Below are 21,033 nucleotides of genomic sequence, written 5' to 3'. Positions count from 1 at the left end.
CGGGATCAGCGCAAGATCAGCATTGTCGGCGGCCCCGCCCGGATGTATTCCGCACGTATTCACGACGCCCCGGCCGCGTAGGCGCGGCTGGCTACGCGAGGCTGCGACTTATCCCGGGAAGTTGCGGCTTTGCGCGCCGCCGAAGGCACGTTATCCCGGGATCGCGCGAACAAGCAGCGCGAACAAGCAGCGCGAACAAGCAGCGCGAACAAGCAGCGCGAACAAGCAGCGCGAACAAGCAGCGCGAACAAGCAGCGCGCAGAGCGAGCGAAGTCAGGAAGCCCGACGGCGGGCCCGCCGAGCGGCCAGTTCGTCCGTGACGCCGAACGGGGCCTCGATGACCGGGGCGGGTTCGCCGGTCTCCTCCTCGGGAACGGCCCGCTCCCCCGGCAGCATCGACAGCGAGCCCTGGATCTCCTTGAATGCGCCGCCGATCGCGATGCCGAACACTCCTTGACCGCCTTGCAGCAGGTCGACGACCTCTTCGGCCGAGCGGCACTCGTACACCGTCGTGCCGTCGGAGATCAGGGTTATGCCCGCGAGGTCCTCGACGCCGTGCGAGCGGAGCGTCTCGATCGCCTTGCGGATGTTCTGGAGCGAAACCCCGGCGTCGAGTAGTCGTTTGACGACTTTGAGGACTACGAGGTCCCGGAAGGAGTACAGCCGCTGGGTGCCGGAACCCGAAGCGTCACGGATGCTCGGCGAGACGAGCCCGGTACGCGCCCAGTAGTCGATCTGCCGGTAGCTGATCCCCACGGCGTGGCACGCCGTCACCCCTCGGTAGCCGACCGTCGGCTCCGGCAGGATCGCCTCCGCCAGTGTCGCCTGGTCTGCGCTGTAAGGCTCCATGGGAATACCTCCACCTCCGCGGCGCCGGTAAGCACGCAGCTCAGCGCCCGCTCGCGCAGAGGCTCGCGGTGGAGAGCGCCGGTGCCAGATCCGACATCTGTCACCCTATAGCGCAGGGCCGGGTGCAGGGTGGAGGCAACACGCGGACACGCCGCGAAAGAGGTATCCGCGACGGCGTGCCGTGCGGCCGGATCGCCGGCTAGCTGGCGAAGTCCTCCGGGGTGACCTGCTCGAGGAACTCCCGGAACTTCTCGACCTCGTCCTCCTGCTCGTCGGGGATGATGATCCCCGCCTCGTCCAGGACCGACTCGGCGCACCGGATCGGCGCGCCGACCCGCAGGGCGAGCGCGATGGCGTCGCTGGGGCGGCCGGACACCCGGACCGCGCCGTCGGAGAAGAGCAGATCCGCGAAGTAGATGCTGTCGCGCAGGTCGGTGATCTCGACCGCCGAGAGCGGCGCCGACAGCGCCTGCAGGACGTCTCGCATGAGGTCGTGGGTCAGCGGACGCTGGGGTTTGACGCCCTGCTGCTCGTAGGCGATGGCGGTCGCCTCCACCGCACCGATCCAGATCGGCAGGTACCGGTCGCCATCGACCTCGCGCAGCAGCACGATCGGCTGGTTGGTGGGCAGCTCGACCCGAACCCCGACCACGCTCAGCTCACGCACCGTCGCCTCCCTCTCTCCGGCGCAGGCCCGCCGCACCACTCGAACCGGGCTCGACCGGACCGGCGGGCAGCACCGCCTCGTTCACCTCACACCCACCGTACACGCATCTCACTGGCCGGGCGTGGTGCGCAGGCCCACGCGTACCAGTGCGGCGTGGAGGCGCTGCGACAGCACTGTCAGCTCGCGTACCGACTCGGCCGCGCGCGCCTGCGCACTCGGATCCGGATGCCGCAACAACGGCGCGACCAGGGCGGCGATCAGGCCTACCTCGCGGTCTGCGGCCGCACGCCAGGCCCGCAGATGACGCGCTTGTACGCCGTGCTCCGCGAACGCCGCGGCGACTTCGGCGATCGCCAGCGCGTCGGCGTCGTAACGGCCACCGGCGTCCGGCGTGATCAGCCCGTGCTGTTCGAGATCGCGCAGCTGGCCGGTCGTCAGCCCGGCGCGGTCGCCCAACTCGGCGGCGGTCAGCCGCACCGAGACGGTCTCCCGGGGCTGCGACGCCACCACGACCGGCGGCGCTGCGGGCATCGGGGGCGCGTCGTCGGGGCCGAGGGCGACCAGGTTCGGCCGCGCGGACGCCTCGACGAGGTCGTCGCCGCCCTCGGCCAGCTGCTCCCGGATCACCCGCAGCGGAAGATACTGATCCCGCTGGGCGGTCAGGACGAAGCGCAGGCGCTGGACGTCGGCCCGCGAGTACTTCCGGTAGCCCGACGGCGTGCGCTGCGGCTCGACCAGCCCTTCGCTCTCCAGGAAACGCAGCTTGGAGATGGTCGTGTCCGGAAACTCGGCCCGCAGCTCGGCCAGCACCTCACCGATGCTGAACAGCGGCTGCGCGTCGGCGCGGGCGCGGCCCTCCGCCGCGCCCGCCCGGTCGCCGGGCGACGCGGCCCGTTCGGACAGCGTCACGACTCCTCGGGGCGGGGCCCCGCGATGTAGACCAGCCGGAACTTGCCGATCTGGACCTCGTCACCGTTGTTGAGGGTGGCCGACTCGACCCGCTCCCGGTTGACGTAGGTGCCGTTGAGGCTGCCCACGTCCCGGACGGTGAAGGTGGAACCCTCGCGGTGGAACTCGGCGTGCCGCCGCGAGACGGTCACGTCGTCGAGGAAGATGTCGCTGTCGGGGTGCCGTCCACTGGTGGTCACGTCATGGTCGAGCAGGAACCGAGCGCCCGCGTTCGGACCGCGCCGCACCACGAGCAAGGCCATCCCGGCCGGCAGCTGCCCGGAGACCCGGCCGGGCACGACGTCGGAGTCGGGACCCTCGAGCACCTCGTCCAGCGAGCCGAGGTGCAGGGTCGACGTGACATCGAGCGGGGGGAACTCGTCGCCGGGGCGGGTCATCGGACCACCTCACGATTTCGTCGTCAGTAACTGGCTGTACACGATCTGGGAGTACAGCGGGTCTTACGGTGCGATGGCGGCTACGCCCGCGGGCCTCGGCCCTCGGGCGATCGGTTGTGCGAGCGTAGCCAGCCAGGGAAGAAAGGGTCAACCGGACGCGCGGGCAGTTCAGCTCTCGGTGAGCTTGCGGTAGCCGTCCGCGTCGAGCAGGGAGGTGAGCGCCGCCGGGTCGCTCGGCTCCAGCTCGACCAGCCAGCCCTCGCCGTACGGGTCGGTGTTGATCAGGTCGGGCGAGTCGCCCAGTGCCTCGTTGCGGGCGACCACGACCCCGCTGACCGGGGCGTAGATCTCGGAGACGCTCTTGGTCGACTCGACCTCGCCGAACGCGTCTCCCGCGGCGACGGTCGTGCCGGGCTCGGGCAGCTGAACGTAGACGATGTCGCCGAGCGCGTCCTGCGCGAAGTCGGTGATGCCCACCCGCACCGGATCGGCGCCCACGGCCACCCACTCGTGCTCCGCGGTGTAGCGCAGATTCTCGGGAATCAACGGCTGCTCCTCTTCCATCGTCTACCGCCGGTCCGCCCCCGGTCAGGAGGCGGGCTGCGCGTACTGCAGGTCCGGTTCCGCGGCGAGCGCGGACACGGTGACCTTGCCCGGATCTTCGACGATCACGTTACCGCCGTCGCTACTGACCGTCGCCACCACCCCGCCCGGAATGTTGAGCGCGGTCTTCATCGTCGCGGGGTCGCCGATGACGGTGATCGTGTACGGGCCGGTCAGCTTCGTCCCGCCCACGTTCAGGCCACCGTCCGCGTCCTGAAAGTACGTCGAGACGATGATGCGTACGGCCTGCCCGCCGCCGCTGCTGATCTGCATCGCCTCGGCCCCGGCGTTCCGGAGTTCCTCGACGGCGTCCAGAATCCGGGAGGCCCGGATCTGGCCGGAGAAGCGTACGGTGAGCCCGGTTCCCTCGGCGGGCAGCGTTCCCGCCAGGATGCCCAGCTCGTCGGCGCGCTGCTCGGCCGCCGTGCGAGCGGCGTCGGCACTCTCACTACCGGCGGTCAGCTCGCGTTTCAGCTGCTCCAGGTCGGCGATCTCCTGGCGTACGCGGTTCTCGTTGGAGTCCAGATCGGACAGGATCCGGACGAGGTCGTCGGTTCGGGCCGACGCCAGCGTCGAGTCCTCCGAGGTTCCGCGTACCTGCACGATGAGGGCGAAGCCGAGCAGCCCGACGAGCACGGCGATGACGATCGTCGCGGCCGACACCTTCACTGCGGGCTTCTTCGCACCTGACTCCGCTGCCGGGGCCGGCCCGACCGTCGGCTCGGCCTCGGCCTGGTCCTCGGGTGCGTCGTCCTCAGCAGCAACGCCCGTGGACGAAGCCGTGGCGTCAGCCGAATCCGCGTCGATGTCTTCATCGTCATCGTCGTCGGTGGGCCGGTCGAGCCGGATGGTCTGCTCCGCGTCGAAGTCGCCGCGAAAGCCGCCCCGGACATCGCCGGAGGACGCCGGAGCGTCCGCGTCCGTACGCGCGGAATCGGCCTCGTCCGGCTGCTCCGGCCCGGGCTGGTTGTCCTGAGGGTTCGTCATGCCGCCTCCTACGCCCGGAACAGATGCCGCCGGATCGCCGCGACGTTGCCGAAGATCCGTACGCCCAGGACGACCACCACGCCGGTGGAGAGCTGACCGCCGACGCCGAGCTGGTCGCCCAGCCACACGATGAGCCCGGCGACCAGGACGTTGGAGATGAACGAGACGACGAACTGCTTGTCGTCGAAGATGCCGTCCAGCTTCGCCCGTACGCCGCCGAACACCGCGTCGAGGGCGGCCACCACCGCGATGGGCAGATAAGGTTCGACCGCCGCCGGGACGGTCGGGTCCAGGATGACGCCGAGGACGACCCCGACGATCAAGGCGAGGACGGGGATCACTTGCCACCTCCCGATGGCGAGGCGGTCGCCGAGGGCGACGCGGAGACGACTGGCTTGGCGTAGCGCAGCTGCGGATTCGCCGCGGCCGGCAGGGTCAGGTCGTCGGTGCGCTTGACCGAGAACGACATCCCCTTGCTGTCCACGAGCTTGCGGAACAGGTCGGCGGTGGCCGACTCGGAGAACTTAGTGGCCATCGAGCCCGGCCCGATGGCGGTGATCTTGTAGGGCCCGACCAGCGGCTTGAAGTCCACCAGGATCGCCTCGCCCGCCGAGCGGATGGTCGAGGTCGAGGTCAGCCGCTGGCCGTTGATCGCGATCGCCTCCGCCCCGTCGGTGAACAGCTCGTTCACCACGTTGCGCAGGTCCACGAACAGGACGCGGGCGGTCTTGTCGGTCTGCCCGGTCACCGGGTCGGCCTTCGCCTGGCCGTCGCCCAGCGTGATCGTGACGCCATCGCCGGTCACCCGCCGCAGCCCGGTCGCCGCCTCGTAGGTCCGCAGCCGTTGCAGCGTGCTGTCGTTGAGCAAGGCCGCCTGCAGGCTGTTCACCTGGCCGCGCAACAGCTCCTCGCGTCCGGTCAGCGCGTCGATGCGGTCCTGCCGCGTGTGGATGTCGGCGATCAGGCCGTCGCGCGCCGTCTGGCGCTGGGGTTGTTCTTCGACGACCTTCTGGTACGCCACGGCGAGGAGGAAGCCGAGGGCCAGCGCGGTCACGGCACCCAGCACCTTGTATGCCAACTTCGCAGCCGGTCCCCGCCGCTTCGACGCCTCATAGGCGACCCGGCTGGCGTCGACGGATTCCCGGAACAGGGAGTCCAGCAGATCCGTGCTGTAACGGCGGCGCGCTTGGGCTGCCTGCTCGCCGGCGTCCGGCGCAGACGCCGGACCGGACGCCGAGCCGGTGGTCATGCTGAGCCTCCGGCCGCAGCCGGCTGCTTTGCGCGTATCACCGATCGAGCCTGCAGGATGTAAAGGCCGCCGGCGACCCAGTAGAGGACGAGCCCCCACCAGGCCAGCGCCCACCCGGCCGCGTGCGAGACCGACGAGACCGCGCCGTCGGTGGTGGCCGCGAGCAGCAGCACCGGGAAGGCGAAGAGCAGGATGAAAGTCGCCGTCTTGCCGACGTAATGGACCGGCAGCGGCGGCACGCCGTAGCGGCGCAGGATCAGGACCACCACGCTCAGCACGGCCTCCCGGGCCAGCAGTGCGATGGTGAACGCCCACGGCACCACGTCTTCGACCGTCAGCGCGACGATCGTGGCGAGGATGTAGAGCCGGTCGGCGACCGGGTCCATGAGCTCGCCGAGGCGGCTCACCTGCCCGAGCCGCCGGGCCAGGTAACCGTCGATCCAGTCGGTCGTCCCGCCGATCGCGAGGACCGCCACCGCCCAGCCCCACGCGTGCGGGCCCAGGAAGAGGTAAAGGAACAACGGAACGCCGAGCAGCCGCAGAAAGCTGATCGCGTTGGGGATGGTCAGGATCCTCGACCGGGGATCCGCCTGCGTCATCTCGCCCCCCTAGCCCGTCCGCCGCCGAGCCACTATATCCGCCCCGGAGTGGATCATCGCAGTCCCACTCCGGGGCGTGCCGGTCCGGGCGGTTTGCCCCCGATTGCCGCCGGTCAGCTCGGCTGGGCGATCACGCGTACGTCGTCGCACCAGCCGTAGCCGGTGCCGCTGCGGGCGTAACAGAAGACGACGGCGGAGGTGTTCGACGTCCCGGTGGTGAAGGTGACCGAACCGGCCCGCCATTCACCTGTGGCGAACGCCGGCACGCGAATCTCGGCACCTCCGTAGTTCTTCACGCCCACGACGAGCTGCGTGTCGGCCTTGTCCACCCGGCCCCAGCCGGACAGGACATAGGTGGTGTTCGGCGACAGCGTCACCGTCTGCTCCAGCGAGGCGGCGTAGGGACCTAGCTTTCCGGCGTACGCCCCGGAGTGGACGCTCGACGAATCCGCCCAAGTACGCCCGGACGTCGCAGTGGGCCAGCCCGACAACGTCCCGGTCTCGAACCCGCCGTTGGCCGTCTTCGTCGTGCCGAGGCAACCGGAGTCGGTGAAGGTGGACCGCTGATGCGCTCCGGCGTCCGGACGGCACGCCAGCGGCGCGGAGTTCCCGAAGTAGTCCTGCCCGCCCGCGCCGGTGGTGACCTGACCGAACCGCAACGCCGGAGAACCAGCGGTCAGCTGGTAGTCCGCCGGAGTCGAACCACCCGGGTTCGCCAGCAACGGATTCGCCGTCGACTTGTACGGGTCGGCCGGCTCACTCGCCGGATGACTGCCGTAGAAGACGTTGGCCCGCCAGGTGTGGTCGGCCGCGACATACCCGGAGCCGGCGTACGCACCACTGCCGAGGTTGTAGAAGACGTTGTTCTGCCAGCGCACCGTCGTCGTGCCGCTGGTGTCCTCGATGACGCTCGTCGTCGAGCCCGACGGCAGGTAGAAGGTGTTGTTGTAGATCTGCGCCGCCTGCTCGCCGACCGCGTACAGGAGACGGGAGCCGTCGTTGACGGAGATGTTGTGCCGCACGATCGTCCCGGCCGTGTTCGCGCTGCCGCCGCAGGCCCCGCAGAACAGCATGAAGCCGCCCTCGTTGTCGTGGCTGAAGTTGTACTGGAAGACGACTCCCCGGTTGCCGAAGTCGGAGTCGAACGCCATCCCGTCGTTGGTCCCGGCGTACCGGTTCACCCGGTAGACCTCGTTGTGCTGGATCAGCGTGTAGTCGGAGTTGATCGTCCACAGTCCGGCGTTGTTCCCGGTGTTGCGCAGCGCGATGTCGTACACCTCGTTGCCCTCGACCACCGCGTGGTCCGCGACGCGCATCACGATGCCGTCGCCGCCGGTGTCATGCACGACATTGTTGCGGAACACCACCCCGGTGCTGGCGAGCCAGTTCTGCGTACCGGTGCAGCCGTAGATCGTGCGGCAGTTCTGCTCCGACGCCGTGGTCAGTCCTTCCCGGTCGACGTGGTTGACCTCGGAGTTCTGCACCACTGCGTCGTCGAACCGCGTCGGCGTCGCCGTACCGGTCACACGCAACTGGATGCCGTTGGAGCGCTTGGCGGCCGCCTGGTCGCCCGCGACGTGATGCACGTACACGTCGTCGATCAGATAATGGTGGCCGACGCCGAAGTTCTCCAGCTCGACGAGCAGGCCGTTACGCTCGGCCGCCGTCGCGTTGTCGTTGGTCACCTCGAGGTCGTGGACCTCCCAGTACTCCACGTTGTAGAGATGCACCGCGGCGTACACCGTGCCTTGTCCGGCGATGACCGGCCGGGCGCCGGTCCCCTCCGCCGCCGCGACGATCGGCGCGCCCGCCGTGCCGGAGCCCGTCGGCTTGAACTGGCCGACGCAAGTGGTTCCCCGGGCGAAGTAGATCCGATCGCCTGGGCTGTACGCGTGCGCATTCGCGGCGGCCACCGTGTTCCACGGGCTGGCCGCCGAGCCGTCGCCGGGGGCGCTCGCCGCGCAGTTCACGTGATACGCCGCGGCCGCTGCCTGGGCCGGGACTGCTGCGACGGTCACCGCCGACATCGTGGCCGCCGTGGTGAGGAGGGTGATGACACCGAGATACAGGGGGACGGTAATCGGTTTCATGAGAGATATTTCTCACGCCGCGGCGTGCTCGGTCAATACGGTAACAACCGTTTCCTTCGTTACCGGAAACTATGCGGGGCGGCCGCTGTGTGTTTGAGGCACCGCGCGCGATCGGCACCGGGATCGGCACCGCAGCCGCGCGCGAGCGGCACCGCGGCCGCGTGCGATCGGCGCACCGCTGCCGCGCGATATCCCGGGATAACGCGGCTATCCGCGCCGAAATAGCAGCGTTACCCCGGATAACGCGAGCGGGGCACCCCACCGCGCAGGGAACTCAGGACGAAACGCGAGACACCCGCACCCGGCAGCGCAGCACGTGCGTACCCGGAGCGAGCTCCGACCGCAGCGTCGGCAACGCCGTACGCGGGAAGTAGAGGTGCGACCCGGGCATCGGGTGCACGATCTCCCCCACCCGGCCGGGATCGTCCGACGAGATCGAGCTGTCGATCCCGCCGCCGGAGGCAGCCGCGGACCCGGCCCCAGCCAAGGCTCCGGACGAGGCCGAGGACGAAGGAGCCGACGAGACCGGTACGCAGAACCCGCCCTCGGCGACGTACAGCGGCCGGCCGGTGACGATGCGGTGTTCCCGGATCTGGACACCCTCGTCGAACCACAGCCGGGACTCGACCGTCACGTCGGCGTACGGTTCCCACCGGATCACGATGGTGGCACCGTCCAGTGAGGACTCCCCGGTGGACCGCGTACGCCAATGCACACCGTCGTCGGACAACCCGAGCGCCGAGTCGAACGCGGAGTTCTCCAGGTCGGCGCCTCCCGTCGGAACGCTGGTGCCCGCCAGCGTCGAGTACGCGAACTTCGCGTACTTGGCCGCTCCCCCACGCGCGTTCCACAGCGGCGCGTGCTGGCCGTTGAGTGCGACGACATCCCCAGCGGCGTCCTTCGCCAGCACCATGGTCGGCGCAGCCAGCACCATGGTCGGCGCAGCCTGCACCGAAACCGAGGCGCGCGCAGGGGCCGCAGGTTCAGCAGTCCAGAAGGGATGGTCGGCCGCGGCCGCGAGAGCGGAGAAGAACTTGGTGCCCCAGTACGGCGATCCCCCGGCGAGGTACTGCTCGACGACGCCGGTGTTGGGGTAGGCGTACCCGACGGTCAGTCCGCCGTCCTCGGCGGCGGCCGGCTGCTGCCACCACCAGTCGAGGTGGCGCCCGGCCAGTCCGCGTACGCGATCCCACGGCAGCGCGGGCACGTCGGCGGCGGCCAGCACCGACCAGAACGACCCCTGCGCGAAGCGGTAGCCGAGGCTGCGTCCGAACGGCAACGCCGCGCCGTCGTCGGCGAACCAGTGCTGGAACTGCTGCGCGAATTCGACCGCCCGCGAGCGGAACCGCTCGGCCCGCGCCGGGTCGACCGCCCCCAGGGAGGCCAGCAGCAAGCCGTAGAAGTGGAAGCCGAACGGCACGTAGTAGTCCCGGGGCGCGGTCCGTCCGGGCAGTCCCGGCCCGTCGGCGTACCAGCCCTCGGTGAGCGCGAACTCCTCCAGCCGGTCCAGGTGCGCGGTCACTCGCGCTTCATCCACTTGTACGCCGACCGACCGCAACCCGGTGGCGGCCAGCACCGGGAAGAAGTGCCAGTTGTTGTCGACCGGGGTCGCGTTCGCCGCCGCCGACAGCCAGTCCCGGAGATGATCCCGTTGCGGTCCGGTCAGCGGGTCCCACAGTTCGTGGGGTGCGACGGCGAGGGCGTACCCGACCGCGGCGGACTCGACGATGCGCTGATCCAGGTCCGGCGGCGGGCCGATGTACCAGGGATGAGCGGGGTCGACGGCGGCGGTCAGCGAGCCGCGCAGCTCGTGCCATTGGGCGTCGGCCCGAAGACCGCCGGCGGCCGCCGCCGCGAGTCCCCAGAGCGGGCGCGCGACCAGCTCGAACCAGGTCGCGCCGGAGTCGTGGTTGGTGGCGTGGACCGGTTGCCGGTCGGGGCCGAGCGCGGCGGTACGCGTGGCGGGTGAGACGACCGCGAGCAGGGCCGACAACCAGCCTTCTCGATGGGCAGAAACAGCGCCGTGGATCTGGTGCAACGAGGGCATGGCTGGCAGAATACGATCGCAGTAACCGCTTCCACAACAGTTTTCCCAATCCAAGATCGCAAGCGCGCCGCCCCCGGCGGACCAGATCGGAGACCCGTGAGCCAGCCGTCCAAGCGCCCCACCATCCGCGACGTGGCCCGCGCGGCCGGCGTCTCGGTCGCGACGGTCTCCCGGGCGCTCTCCGGCGACTACCCCGTCTCCACCGCGACCCGCGCCCGCATCCAGCGGGCCGTCCGCGACCTCGACTACGTGGTCAACGCGCACGCGCGCGCGCTGTCCGGCGCAACCTCCAAGGTCGTGGCGATCCTGATGAAGGAGACGGTCACGCCGTTCTACGCGCACATCGCGGCCGGCGTGGAAGCGGAGGCGGCCGAGCACGGGCGGCTGTGCCTGGTCTGCACGACGCACGGCGACGCCGACCGCGAGCTGGAGATCATCAAGCTGATGCGGGAGCAGCACGCCGACGCAGTCATCCTCGTCGGTGGCGTCGTGGAGAACGAGGAGTACCGCGAGCGGATGAAGCGGTACGCGATCGGCCTGGCCGACGCGGGATCGAAGCTGGTGACCTGCGCCCGTCCGTCGCTGGGCCCGGACATCCCCGCGATCAGCGTCGAGTACGACAACGTCGGCGGGGCGTACGCCGCAACGTCGCACCTGCTCTCGGCCGGTCACCGGCGCATCGTCATGCTCGCCGGGCCGGACGGCTTCACCACCAGCGACCAGCGCGTGGTGGGTTACCGCAACGCGCTGACGGCGTACAAGATCCCGGTCGACCCCGCGTTGATCAGCCACGGCGACATGGGCCGCGACGGCGGCTACGAACGGACCGCCGAGCTGCTCGACCGGGGTATCGAGTTCACCGGCGTCTTCGCGGGCAACGACAACACAGCCGCCGGGGCGATCGCCGCCCTGCGCGACCGCGGCAAGCGCGTACCGGAGGACGTCAGCATCATCGGCTTCGACGACGTCCCGCTGGCCGGCGACCTCAACCCGCCGCTGACGACCGTGCACCTGCCGCACGAGGAACTCGGCCGCACGGCGGTCAAGATGGCGTTGCAGAGCAACGGTTCCGGCCGCCAGCACGTCATGCTCGGTACGCACATCGTCGTCCGCGACTCGGTCGCCACCGCCCCCCTCGCCTGATCCCTGCGGATCACGGTTACGCAGGCCAAAACCGGCCCGGTAAGCATGGTTATCCGTGATCTGCAGCTTGGAAAGCGGTGACCGCCGCGAGGGAGCCCGAGGCGACCAGGATGTCCAGCGAGGTGGCGACGACCGGCGAAACGGCATGCCACCGGCGAATCCCGACCGATGAGCCACGGGCGATCTCGATCCCGTCCGCCACCACGGCGTACCCGTCGATGAATTGACCGGCTTGCAGCTCCTCGCGCAGTTCGAGGTGGTCGAGGCGCACGGGCCCGGAGAACGTCGCTCGGACGCCGCCGGGAATCGCGGACAGCGTGGCGGGGACCGGGCGGGCGAAGCGGCGCCGCAGCTCGCCGGTGACCTCGAGCAGCCGCTCGACGTCGGCCGGATCGAGCCGGCCGGTCGGCATCGGCGCGAGGTTGAGCAGCAGCCCGGCACCGAGACCCATCGACCGGTAGAAGATCTCCAGCAGCTCGTCGCGCGTCTTGAGTCGCGATGACGGCTGCCAGAACCAGTCGGCGCGGATCGGGACGTCGCATTCCGGCGGCAGATAGCGTTCGCCATCCAACGTGGACACCGCAGTGGTGAACATTGAGACGTCGGTTGTGGACACCGAATAGCGGACGGGCTCGGTGGCGAGGCCGTCCTCATTGCCGACCCAGCGGATGGTCGGCTCGCCCAGGTTGAAGACCATCGCGTCGGGCTGGTGCTCGCGGATCACGGCCATGATCCGCGTCCAGTCGTAACTGCGGCCCTCGGATCCCGCGCCGTCGAACCAGATCTCGAACAGCGGCCCGTAATTCGTGCACAGCTCGGTCAGTTGCGCTACATAGAAGTCGTCATAGGCGCTCGGGTCGCTGTAGCACGCCGCATTGCGGTCCCACGGCGACAGGTAGAGCCCCAACCCCAGGCCCGCGTTCCGGCACGCGTCGGCCAGCTCCGCGACCACGTCACCCCGGCCGTCGCGCCAGGTCGCGTTCTTCACCGAGTACGCCGTGGTGGCGGTCGGCCAGAGGCAGAAGCCGTCGTGATGTTTGGCGGTGAGCACCACGTACCGCGCGCCCGCCTGCTTGGCCACGGCGATCCACTGTCCAACGTCGAGATCGTCCGGCGCGAAGGTCGCCGGATCGGCGGTTCCGTCGCCCCATTCCACCCCGTGAAAAGTGTTGATCCCGAAGTGGAAGAACAGCCCGAATCCCGCCTCTTGCCAGGCGAGCTGCTGCGGAGTCGGCCGCATCCGATCCTCCTCACGATGAGGGCGGCGCTGGAATGTTCCAGCGCCGCCCGATTACCGCGTCCTTATTTACTTCGAGGCCGCGTATTCCTTGCCGTACTCCTCGCCGATCTTGTCGCCGCCGTCGGCCTTGTACCGCTTGACGGCCGCATCCCAGTCGTCGAGCGACGCCCGGCCCATGACCACCGAATTCAGCACGTCGGTGATCGTCTTGCGGATCGCCGCCTCGCTCTTGCTGGCGGTGTCCGAGACCAGGCCGTACGCCGGGTTCCGCACCAGGTTCGGGGCGGTCTTCTGCTCGAATGAGTGCATCAGGGCGATCGCCTCGGGCGAGACCCCGGGGTAGAAGAGCACCTGCGGCGCGTCGCAGAGGTAGGTGATGGGCAGGTTGGTCTTGTTCTCCCCGCCCTTCCAGAGGTCGGTCTGCACCGGGTTGCCCGCGGCGTCCCGGGTGAAGTGCGTGCCCTCGACGCCGTAGTGGACCAGCTCGTACTCCTTGGTGCCGAACGGGGCGGCGAGGAAGTCGAGCACCCGCAGGAGGAGCTTGATGCGCTCGGGGGCGGCCTTCTTCAGCACGGTGTACCCGAAGACGCTCCGGGCGGCGAAGATCTTGCCGCCCGCGCTGCCACCGGCGTACGGGAGTGCCGGGGCGACGGTGTAAGCGCCCTTGGCCGAGGTGACCATCTGCGAGTACGCACCGAAGCCGTCGGTGAGGCTGCCGGTGATCTGCCCGGCGAAGTGGGTCTTCGCGTCCACCTGCGACACGGTCAGCGCGTCCGGGTAGTACACGCCCGCCGCGAACAGGTCCCGCATGAACGCCACGGCCTGCTTGAACTCCGGCGTCGTGAAGTACGACGAGAAGGTGCCGCCGTCGTTCTTCCACAGGTTCGGCGCGCCCCAGGCGGGAGCGTGCACGCCCAGGCCGAAGTTGCCGCTCTTGCTCGCGCCGAGGGCGTACTTCTTGTCCTTGGTGAGCGCCTTGGCGGCGGTCAGCAGGTCGGTGCTGGTCCAGCCGCCGGCGCTGAACGCCTTGTCGTCGACGCCGACGCCCTTCCACATCTCCCGGTTGGCGAAGAAGATGTTGCCCGGCGCGGGCCGCTCGACCGGTACGCCCATGATCCGGCCCTTGACCCGGCCCATGTCCTTCCAGGCCCGGGTGGGGATGTTCGCCAGGTTCGGGTACGCCTTGACGGCGTCACCGGACAGATACTCCGACAGGTCGGCGCACTTGCTGGCGACGAAGTCCGCCTCGCGTGGCAGGATGTAGCCGCCGCCGATGTTCATGATGTCGGGCAGGTCGTCCCCGGCCATCAGAGTCGCCATCTTCGCCTGGTAGTCGGCGTCCGGGACGACGGTCAGCTGCAGGTCGATGCCGAGCGCCTCGTTGACCGCCTGCAGGAACTTGTTGGTCTCCTTGGGACCGGGCGGGGTGCCGTAGGTGATGACGACCGCCTTCACCACGCTGCCGTCGCCGGGCTTGCCGTTGGTCGCCGTGCCGACCTGGGACGGGTACTTCGTGTAGCCGTTCTGCACGTCGTTGCCGTCGCCCGGCAGATCGGGCGCGGGCACCTTGGCGGCCGTATAGGTCGGCCACGCCGCCTGCTCGGTGCCGGCGTTGCCGACGCCGCCACCGCCACTGCCGTCACCGCAGGCGCTGATCAGCGAGGGCACCGCGACGGCCGTGGCGCCCAGGCCGATCGCCCGGAACACAGAGCGGCGGGAGAGCTCTGAAGACATGAAGGTGGATCCTTTCTCGACAGTGAGAATGAGCGGGTGGGGAGGAGGATCAGCTCTTGATGGCCCCGGTCAGCACGCCGCGGACGAAGAAGCGCTGCACTAACGGGTAGACGAGGATGATCGGGATGACCGCGATGATCACGACGGCCATCCGGACCGTCTGGGGTGCGGAGACGGCGGCCGCGTCGGCGGCCGACGGGTCGGCCAGCTGAGCGCCCTGGATCACGTACATCCGCAGCACCTGCTGGATCGGGAACTTCGAGTCCGACATATAGATCGAGGCGTGGAACCAGGCGTTCCAGTAGCTCACCGCGTAGAACAGGCCGATGACGGCCAGCACTGCCTTGGACAGCGGCAGCACGACGCGCCAGAGCACCTGCCATTCGCCGGCGCCGTCGAGCCGGGCGGCCTCGAACAGCTCTTCCGGCAGGCCCTGGATGAAGCCCCGGACGATCACCAGGTTGAACACATTGATCATCACGGGCGCGATCAGGGCCGCGTAGTTGTCCAGCAGGCCGAGCTGCTTCACCACGAGGTACGCCGGGATCATGCCGGGCGGGAAGAGGAAGGTGAACAGGATGCCGAGCAGGATCTTCCGCCCGCCGACCAGCTGCGGGCGGCTCAACGCGTACGCCAGCAGGGTGGTGGCGACGAGACTGGCGAGGGTGCCCACCAGAGTCACGCCGATGCTGACGCCGATGGCCTTGGTGACCTGACCGCCCCGGAAGATGTCCCGGTACGCGTCCAGCGTCGGATGCTCCGGCCACAGCACCCAGCCGCCGTTGGCGACGACCTCGTCCGGGCTGGCCAGGCTGGTCGAGATGACCACGAGGAAGGGCACCAGGACGAGCAGGCAGATGAACGCCAGGGCGACGCCCTTGGCCGCCTTCGTCACCGGCTTGGCCGGCTCCTGCCAGGCGGGCCGGCCCGCCCGCTTGCCCAGCGCAGCGCTGCTCATCGGTAGACCCCCTGCTCGCCGAGGCGGTGGGCGACCTTGTTGGCGGCGTACACGAGGATCGCGCCGATGACGCCCTTGAAGATGCCGGCCGCGGCGGCCAGCGGGAAGTCGCCTCCGCCGCCGAGGCTCTTGTAGAAGACGTAGGTGTCGATGATCTCGCCGGCACCTGGCCCGACCGCGTCCCGTTGCAGAAGGAGCTGTTCGAACCCGACGGAGAGCACCTCGCCGAGCCGCAGGACGAGCAGCAGCACGATGACCGACCGGATGCCGGGCAGCGTCACATGCCAGAAGCGCCGCCAGGGTCCGGCCCCGTCCATCGCGGACGCCTCGTAGAGGGTGTCGTCGACCTGGGCCAGCGCCGCCAGGAAGATAATCGTGCCCCAGCCCGAGTCCTTCCAGATGACCTGGGCGATGAGCAATGGCTTGAAGGCGTCGGGATTGCCGATGATGTCGACCGTGTGCAGACCGTGGTCGGCGAGGAACCCGTTGACCACGCCCGCGCCGCCCAGGATCTGCTGGAACAGCGCCACGACGATGACCCACGAGATGAAGTGCGGCAGGTAGACCACGTTCTGCACAAGTCGCTTGATGGTGGTGCTCGTCAGGCTGTGCAGCAGCAGCGCCAGGCCCAGCGGCACCGGGAAGTAGAAGACCAGCTGAAGCAGCGAGATCTCCACGGTGTTCACGACCGCGTGCCAGAAGTCGGGGTCGCCGAACATCTTCTGGAAGGTCTCGACGCCGACGAGGTTCGACTGGGCGACCGAGATGCCCGGCCAGTAGTCGGTGAAGGCGATGACCATCCCGAACGCGGCGCCCAGGTGGAAGATCAGGAAGTACGCCAGACCGGGCAGGAGGCACAGCCACAGTAACCGGTCACGTACCAGTTTGCGCCATAGTGACGTACGATCGCGCGGCACCCGTGGCGGCTTCTTACCTGCGCCGTCACCACCGGCCGCCGCGGTATTCCGGGCGATCGTGCTGGCCGTCATGGCCCCTCCCTCCTCGGCAAGTGACCGAGAACATAAACCGGTTACTAGCCCGACGTCAAGAGATCGCATCTTCGGTTCGCGCTTAGCCGCCATTGACCTGGTGTGACCACGGCCATTACAGTGCCGCTCGTACAGAAAGCGGTTTCTGTCGAATGCGCAAGGAGCAGCTCACGATGACTCTCCCCCGCCCGGTCGGCGCCTTCTCGATGCGCCCCGACGTGCTCCCGGCGGCGTTCACCCCCGACCTGCTCACGCGGCTGGCCGACCGGCTGGACCTGGTGTCTGCGGCTGAACCCGGCGACGGCCCGGCGGTGCTCGGCCCGGACGACGACCGGCTCGGCGAGGTGACGGTGCTGATCACGTCCTGGGACGCGTTCCGGCTGGACGAGCAGTCCCTCGACCGGCTGCCCCGGCTGCGGGCGGTCGTCCACGCGGCCGGGTCGATCCGGCACCACGTCACCGAAGAAGTGTGGCGGCGCGGCATCCTCGTCTCGTCGGCCGCCGACGCCAACGCCGATCCGGTCGCCGACTTCACCGCTGCCGCGATCGCGCTCGGCCTCAAGCGGGTGATCCCGCTGGCCCGCCGGTACGCCGCGGGCGGCGGAGTGCCCGCGTTCGGTGAGCGCGTCGGGGCCGACGGGCGTACGGTCGGCGTCGTCGGGGCGTCCCGCATCGGCCGCCGCGTCATCCGGCGGCTCGTGACCGCCGGGCACGCGGTGCTGGTCTCCGATCCGTACCTCGACAAGGCCGACGCCGCCGAACTGGGCGCGCAGCTCACCGACCTCGACGACATGTGCCGCCGCAGCGACGTGCTGACGATCCACGCCCCGGCGCTGCCGGAGACGCGTCATCTGATCAACGCCGACCGGCTGAAACTCCTGCGGGACGGCGCATTGGTGGTCAACACCGCCCGGGGCGCGCTCATCGACACCGGGGCACTGCTAGCCGAATGCCGCGCGGGCCGGCTCGACGCCATCCTCGACGTCACCGACCCCGAACCGCTTCCGGCCGGCCATCCGCTGTTCGAGCTGCCGAACGTGCTGATCACGCCGCATCTCGGCGGAGTTCAGGGCAGCGAGGTACGCCGCTTCGGCGCGTACGCGACGGCCGAGGTCGAGCGGTTCACGAGCGGGCAGCCCCTCCTTGGCGAGGTACGCCTCGAAGACCTCCCCCGCCTCGCCTGACCACGCTCCGGTGGAGGAGGGCGGCGAGCCCGATGCCGACGGCGTACCAGAGGAGGTCAGGGGCGTTGAAGGTGCTGCCCAGCACCAGCCGCGCGACCGTGCTCCGGTCCGACAGCTCGGCCGGGATCGGCGTGAGCTGGAAGAACTCGACCGCCCAGCAGAAGCCGAGCGCGACGACGGCGGCCGTCAGTGGGCGTACCCGAGGGGCGACGACCAACACGAGGAAGTAGACGAGGACCGCGTACAGCGCCACTCCGGCGTACTTGGCGAACGCACCGGCGGTGAAGGCGCGTACGCCGAGCCCAAGCAGCAACACCACGACGCCGGCGACGGCCGCCCGCGTACGCGTCACGGGGACTTCCGGAACACGACCTGCCGGACGCCGTCGTCGTCGAACTCCGTGTACGCAGACATGCCCAGCCGCCGCATGACGGCCTGCGAACGCACATTGCCGACGGCGGTGATCGACAGGATTTCGGCAAGGCCGAGCCGGTCGAAGCCGTAGTCCAGCACCGCCCGTGCGGCCTCGGTGGCGTACCCGTGACCCCAGGCCGAGCGGGCGAGCCGCCAGCCGATCTCGACCCCGTCGACCGGCGCCTCTTCGTCGACCGCGTCCAGACCACACATCCCGACGAACTCGCCGGTCTCCAGGACCTCCACGGCCCAGAAGCCGAACCCGTCGCGGTCGATGCCCTCCTGGAAGTAGCGAATCGAGGCCGCGGCCTGCTCCCGCGACAGCAAAGGGCCGAGATGCGCGCGGACCTCGGGGTCTGCGTTCATCTCGGCCCACGGGTCGAGGTCGGCGTCACGCCAGCTGCGCAGCAGCAGACGGCCGGTCTTGATCTCGATCATCCGGCCAGCCTAGCCGGACGGGTTCAGCGCTCCTCGCGGAACTCGACGTGCTGCTTGGCGATCGGGTCGTACTTGCGGACGACCAGGCGATCGGGGTCGTTGCGGCGGTTCTTCCGCGTGACGTACGTATATCCGGTTCCGGCCGTGGAGCGCAGCTTCACGATCGGGCGGGTGTCGACTGCCATGTCACTCTCCTAGCTCGTTCGACCCCTGACAACGTCACGCCTCGGAGGTTTGTTCCGGCACCAGCCCGCGCCCGACCATGAACTCCCGCACGGTCGCCTCGTCGGTGGCGGTGAGGTGCCGACGGGGTAACACAAGACGGGCAGTGCGGTCGGCGTACAAGACCCAGAATTCGGACGTCTCCACGACGGACGTGACGGCCGCCCACCGGACCGAGAGATGGCCGACCGCGGACGTCTCGCCCGCCTCGACCTCGCTGATCTCGAAGGTCACGGGGTTGGCGAAATAGCGCGGCGCGGCCCGCAGCCTCCGCGATCCGCAGCGCCGCGGAAACGTCACGGCCCAGAGTGCCAGCACGAGCAAGAGCGCCAGGTCGACGATCGGAATCCGGTGCAGCAACGTGACAGCGAGCACGACATCCGCGAAAGCCAGGGCCGCCAGACCGATCGCGAACCAGAAGAAGATCCGGAACAAAACACGATGGACGATTTTGTACGCACGCCGCTGCTCGGCGCGGTTCGGCGGCACGGTGAACTCCACGCGGATGCGTGTCTCGGTCGGGGTCACGGGGCTGAGCGTACTGGTCGTGTCACGTTCCCCGATCATGCGGCTAGGACGGCCAGATCACGGTGTCGAGGAAGTCCTCCACCGCAGTGGCGACCCGTCCCAGCACCTCGGCCGACGCCGCCAACCGACCCGGCACGAACAGGCCGTGATCGGCGTCGGGGATCTCGAGCACATGCGGGCTCAGCTCGCGCGCGAGCTCACCGTTCCAGCTGTGGTCGGCGGTGCCACCGATCAGCAACATCGGTGCCTTGGCCCGGCGGAACTCGGCGACGACCTCGGGTTGATTGAACAAGGGCGTCAGCCAGACTCCGGGCAGCCCTCGTTCGGCGGCCTCCCTGATGACGCAGGTCCCGAGCGACTTGGCGATGACCAGCGGCGTTGCGCCGGGCGACTCAGTGGCGATCCGGTCGAGCACGGGATTCGCCTCGCCGGTCACCCAGGCCATCCGCTCGTCGAGGGCCAGCGTCGGCGGCTCGTCAGGCCGGGTCCACATATGCGGAAGGATCCGTGCACCGCGCAGCTCGGCGGCCTCCGCCGCGAAGGTCAGCAACGCCGTGTACGGGCCGAATTGTCCGCCGGGAAACACAACAGCGATTCGATCCATCGCGCCAACGTACGCCGTTGCGGGAGAATTGTCGGTCCCCCTTGGCAGGATCTTGGTCATGGGATTTCAGCTCACCATCGACTGTGCCGAACCGGACAACCTGGTGCCGTTCTGGGCGGCCGCCTTGGACTACCGCCCGCAGGACCCGCCACCTGGGCACGCCACCTGGCGGGACTACTACCTGAGCGTCGGAGTGCCGGCCGAGGAGCTGGGCGACGGCCCCTGCGTCGATCGGATCGAAGACCCGGCCGGAAACGGGCCGTCGATCTGGTTCCAGATCGTCCCCGAGAAGAAGACCATCAAGAACCGCCTGCATCTCGACGTGATGGTCGGCGGCGGCCGTTCGGTGCCCGTGACGGAGCGTCGTCCCCGCGTGGACGCCAAGGTGGCGCAGCTCGTCGACCTCGGCGCGACTGTCCTTTATCGACACGACGGAGACACCGTGGGCCACTATGGAGTCACGATGGCCGACCCGGAAGGCAACGAGTTCTGCGTCGCCTGACTCCGTTCAGCCCGCGACGTAGTAGTGGACCAACGCCGGCCGGCCGTCCGCGTCCAGCCAGTCGGCGCGCTCCGTGAGCACGTGCTGCCAGCCGAGCCGCTCGTAGAAACGCCGTGCGCCCGGCGCGTTGTCCGCGACGTCGAGAAACAAGTGGTACGCACGCTCAGCGGACCACGCTGTGACCTCGTCGACCAGCCGCCGCGCTACGCCCGTTCCGCGTACGGACGGGGTGGTGAACAGGCGGCTCAGCATCGCCGGCTCGCCCTTCATCTGGGCTTGTACCGCCGCGGGTGGGTTGGTCCCGCGTAGGACGGCGTGGCCGACTACGCGTCCATTATGGACTGCGACCCGGATCTCCAGTGCATCGGCCGGGCTGAGCCAGGCGACCGGATCGGCGGGCCACCGGATCGGGTACGCGTCCGCCTCGTGGACCTCCCGGAGCGCCTCGACGCAGGCTGCCACGTGCTCTTCGTTCCGGGGAATCACGACGACGTCCACGCCCGAACGATAGCCCCGGCGGCTCCTTCCGCACCGGTGGTACGCCACGCACCTTTCCCCGCCGCCGTGAGGTGCGTGGCGTACCACCAGCGCGGCTAACCCGGCGCGGCGCGGGCTGTGCGCCGCGGGGCGGTGCGCCGCG

24 protein-coding genes are annotated in these 21,033 nt (G+C 69.4%); 3 read left to right on the top strand and 21 right to left on the bottom strand.

Going from position 1 to position 21,033, the window contains the following annotated elements:
• Positions 1–273: 273 nt before the first annotated feature.
• From HOV77_RS18585 to HOV77_RS18535, 11 genes are all read right to left on the bottom strand, one after another.
• Positions 274–849, bottom strand: coding sequence for a MerR family transcriptional regulator (locus HOV77_RS18585; protein ID WP_290863678.1), 576 nt, complete (start codon positions 847–849; stop codon positions 274–276).
• Between the two features lie 199 nt (positions 850–1,048).
• Positions 1,049–1,516, bottom strand: coding sequence for a bifunctional nuclease family protein (locus tag HOV77_RS18580; protein ID WP_290863677.1), 468 nt, complete (start codon positions 1,514–1,516; stop codon positions 1,049–1,051).
• A gap of 108 nt (positions 1,517–1,624) precedes the next feature.
• On the bottom strand, positions 1,625–2,344 hold the full coding sequence (locus tag HOV77_RS18575) for a MerR family transcriptional regulator (protein WP_290863754.1): 720 nt from the start codon (positions 2,342–2,344) through the stop codon (positions 1,625–1,627).
• Positions 2,345–2,421: 77 nt separating this feature from the next.
• Complete coding sequence (locus tag HOV77_RS18570) at positions 2,422–2,862, bottom strand: FHA domain-containing protein (protein ID WP_253750632.1); 441 nt, start codon at positions 2,860–2,862, stop codon at positions 2,422–2,424.
• 168 nt (positions 2,863–3,030) lie between these two features.
• Positions 3,031–3,408 carry a glycine cleavage system protein GcvH gene (gene gcvH / locus HOV77_RS18565; protein WP_290863753.1) on the bottom strand — a complete coding sequence of 126 codons (378 nt, stop codon included), beginning with the start codon at positions 3,406–3,408 and terminating at the stop codon, positions 3,031–3,033.
• A 42-nt stretch (positions 3,409–3,450) separates the two neighbouring features.
• Entirely contained in the window at positions 3,451–4,452 is a 1,002-nt protein-coding gene (locus HOV77_RS18560) for a DUF881 domain-containing protein (RefSeq protein WP_290863676.1), read from the bottom strand.
• 8 nt (positions 4,453–4,460) lie between these two features.
• Positions 4,461–4,793: a small basic family protein gene (locus HOV77_RS18555; RefSeq protein ID WP_290863675.1), complete on the bottom strand. Its 333-nt coding sequence runs from the start codon at positions 4,791–4,793 to the stop codon at positions 4,461–4,463.
• On the bottom strand, positions 4,790–5,701 hold the full coding sequence (locus HOV77_RS18550) for a DUF881 domain-containing protein (RefSeq protein WP_290863674.1): 912 nt from the start codon (positions 5,699–5,701) through the stop codon (positions 4,790–4,792). The genes HOV77_RS18555 and HOV77_RS18550 overlap by 4 nt, the downstream gene beginning before the upstream one ends.
• Complete coding sequence (locus HOV77_RS18545) at positions 5,698–6,300, bottom strand: CDP-alcohol phosphatidyltransferase family protein (RefSeq protein WP_290863673.1); 603 nt, start codon at positions 6,298–6,300, stop codon at positions 5,698–5,700. Before HOV77_RS18545 ends, HOV77_RS18550 begins: the two co-directional genes overlap by 4 nt.
• A gap of 113 nt (positions 6,301–6,413) precedes the next feature.
• Positions 6,414–8,390, bottom strand: coding sequence for a carbohydrate binding domain-containing protein (locus HOV77_RS18540; RefSeq protein ID WP_290863672.1), 1,977 nt, complete (start codon positions 8,388–8,390; stop codon positions 6,414–6,416).
• Positions 8,391–8,664: 274 nt separating this feature from the next.
• Complete coding sequence (locus tag HOV77_RS18535; RefSeq protein WP_290863671.1) at positions 8,665–10,437, bottom strand: DUF2264 domain-containing protein; 1,773 nt, start codon at positions 10,435–10,437, stop codon at positions 8,665–8,667.
• 96 nt (positions 10,438–10,533) lie between these two features.
• Here HOV77_RS18535 and HOV77_RS18530 point away from each other — a divergent pair, with 96 nt between their 5' ends.
• The gene (locus HOV77_RS18530) at positions 10,534–11,580 is read left to right on the top strand and encodes a LacI family DNA-binding transcriptional regulator (protein WP_290863670.1); all 1,047 of its coding nucleotides are present in this window, start codon (positions 10,534–10,536) and stop codon (positions 11,578–11,580) included.
• A gap of 49 nt (positions 11,581–11,629) precedes the next feature.
• On the opposite strand, the gene HOV77_RS18525 is transcribed toward HOV77_RS18530, so the two are convergent.
• The 4 genes from HOV77_RS18525 to HOV77_RS18510 form a co-directional block, all read right to left on the bottom strand.
• Positions 11,630–12,820: an alpha-L-fucosidase gene (locus tag HOV77_RS18525; RefSeq protein WP_290863669.1), complete on the bottom strand. Its 1,191-nt coding sequence runs from the start codon at positions 12,818–12,820 to the stop codon at positions 11,630–11,632.
• 66 nt (positions 12,821–12,886) lie between these two features.
• Positions 12,887–14,554, bottom strand: coding sequence for an extracellular solute-binding protein (locus HOV77_RS18520; RefSeq protein ID WP_290863668.1), 1,668 nt, complete (start codon positions 14,552–14,554; stop codon positions 12,887–12,889).
• A gap of 49 nt (positions 14,555–14,603) precedes the next feature.
• Positions 14,604–15,512 carry a carbohydrate ABC transporter permease gene (locus tag HOV77_RS18515; protein ID WP_290863667.1) on the bottom strand — a complete coding sequence of 303 codons (909 nt, stop codon included), beginning with the start codon at positions 15,510–15,512 and terminating at the stop codon, positions 14,604–14,606.
• Positions 15,509–16,501, bottom strand: a complete 993-nt coding sequence (locus HOV77_RS18510; protein WP_290863666.1) for an ABC transporter permease subunit — start codon at positions 16,499–16,501, stop codon at positions 15,509–15,511. The genes HOV77_RS18515 and HOV77_RS18510 overlap by 4 nt, the downstream gene beginning before the upstream one ends.
• A gap of 173 nt (positions 16,502–16,674) precedes the next feature.
• On the opposite strand from HOV77_RS18510, the gene HOV77_RS18505 reads away from it, so the two are divergent.
• Complete coding sequence (locus HOV77_RS18505) at positions 16,675–17,685, top strand: hydroxyacid dehydrogenase (protein WP_290863665.1); 1,011 nt, start codon at positions 16,675–16,677, stop codon at positions 17,683–17,685.
• On the opposite strand, the gene HOV77_RS18500 is transcribed toward HOV77_RS18505, so the two are convergent.
• The 5 genes from HOV77_RS18500 to HOV77_RS18480 are packed head-to-tail and all read right to left on the bottom strand — an operon-like array spanning position 17,624 to position 19,891.
• Positions 17,624–18,037: a DUF2809 domain-containing protein gene (locus HOV77_RS18500; protein ID WP_290863664.1), complete on the bottom strand. Its 414-nt coding sequence runs from the start codon at positions 18,035–18,037 to the stop codon at positions 17,624–17,626. The two genes, HOV77_RS18505 and HOV77_RS18500, sit on opposite strands and share 62 nt — an antisense overlap.
• A complete protein-coding gene (locus HOV77_RS18495) occupies positions 18,034–18,537 on the bottom strand; it encodes a GNAT family N-acetyltransferase (RefSeq protein WP_290863663.1) in 504 nt (167 codons plus the stop codon). The genes HOV77_RS18500 and HOV77_RS18495 overlap by 4 nt, the downstream gene beginning before the upstream one ends.
• 23 nt (positions 18,538–18,560) lie before the next feature.
• On the bottom strand, positions 18,561–18,722 hold the full coding sequence (rpmG, locus tag HOV77_RS18490; protein ID WP_253750676.1) for a 50S ribosomal protein L33: 162 nt from the start codon (positions 18,720–18,722) through the stop codon (positions 18,561–18,563).
• Between the two features lie 34 nt (positions 18,723–18,756).
• On the bottom strand, positions 18,757–19,287 hold the full coding sequence (locus HOV77_RS18485; RefSeq protein WP_290863662.1) for a YcxB family protein: 531 nt from the start codon (positions 19,285–19,287) through the stop codon (positions 18,757–18,759).
• A 43-nt stretch (positions 19,288–19,330) separates the two neighbouring features.
• Positions 19,331–19,891: an alpha/beta hydrolase gene (locus HOV77_RS18480; RefSeq protein ID WP_290863661.1), complete on the bottom strand. Its 561-nt coding sequence runs from the start codon at positions 19,889–19,891 to the stop codon at positions 19,331–19,333.
• Positions 19,892–19,949: 58 nt separating this feature from the next.
• Between HOV77_RS18480 and HOV77_RS18475 the strand changes: the two genes are divergently transcribed.
• Positions 19,950–20,393, top strand: a complete 444-nt coding sequence (locus HOV77_RS18475; protein ID WP_290863660.1) for a VOC family protein — start codon at positions 19,950–19,952, stop codon at positions 20,391–20,393.
• 6 nt (positions 20,394–20,399) lie between these two features.
• Here the strand turns inward: HOV77_RS18475 and HOV77_RS18470 are convergent, their stop codons facing one another.
• Complete coding sequence (locus HOV77_RS18470) at positions 20,400–20,891, bottom strand: GNAT family N-acetyltransferase (protein WP_290863659.1); 492 nt, start codon at positions 20,889–20,891, stop codon at positions 20,400–20,402.
• Between the last annotated feature and the right edge of the window lie 142 nt (positions 20,892–21,033).

The sequence above is a fragment of the Hamadaea sp. genome (assembly GCF_013362815.1).
Lineage (GTDB): Bacteria > Actinomycetota > Actinomycetes > Mycobacteriales > Micromonosporaceae > Hamadaea.
This window is presented reverse-complemented; position numbering and strand designations above follow the sequence as displayed.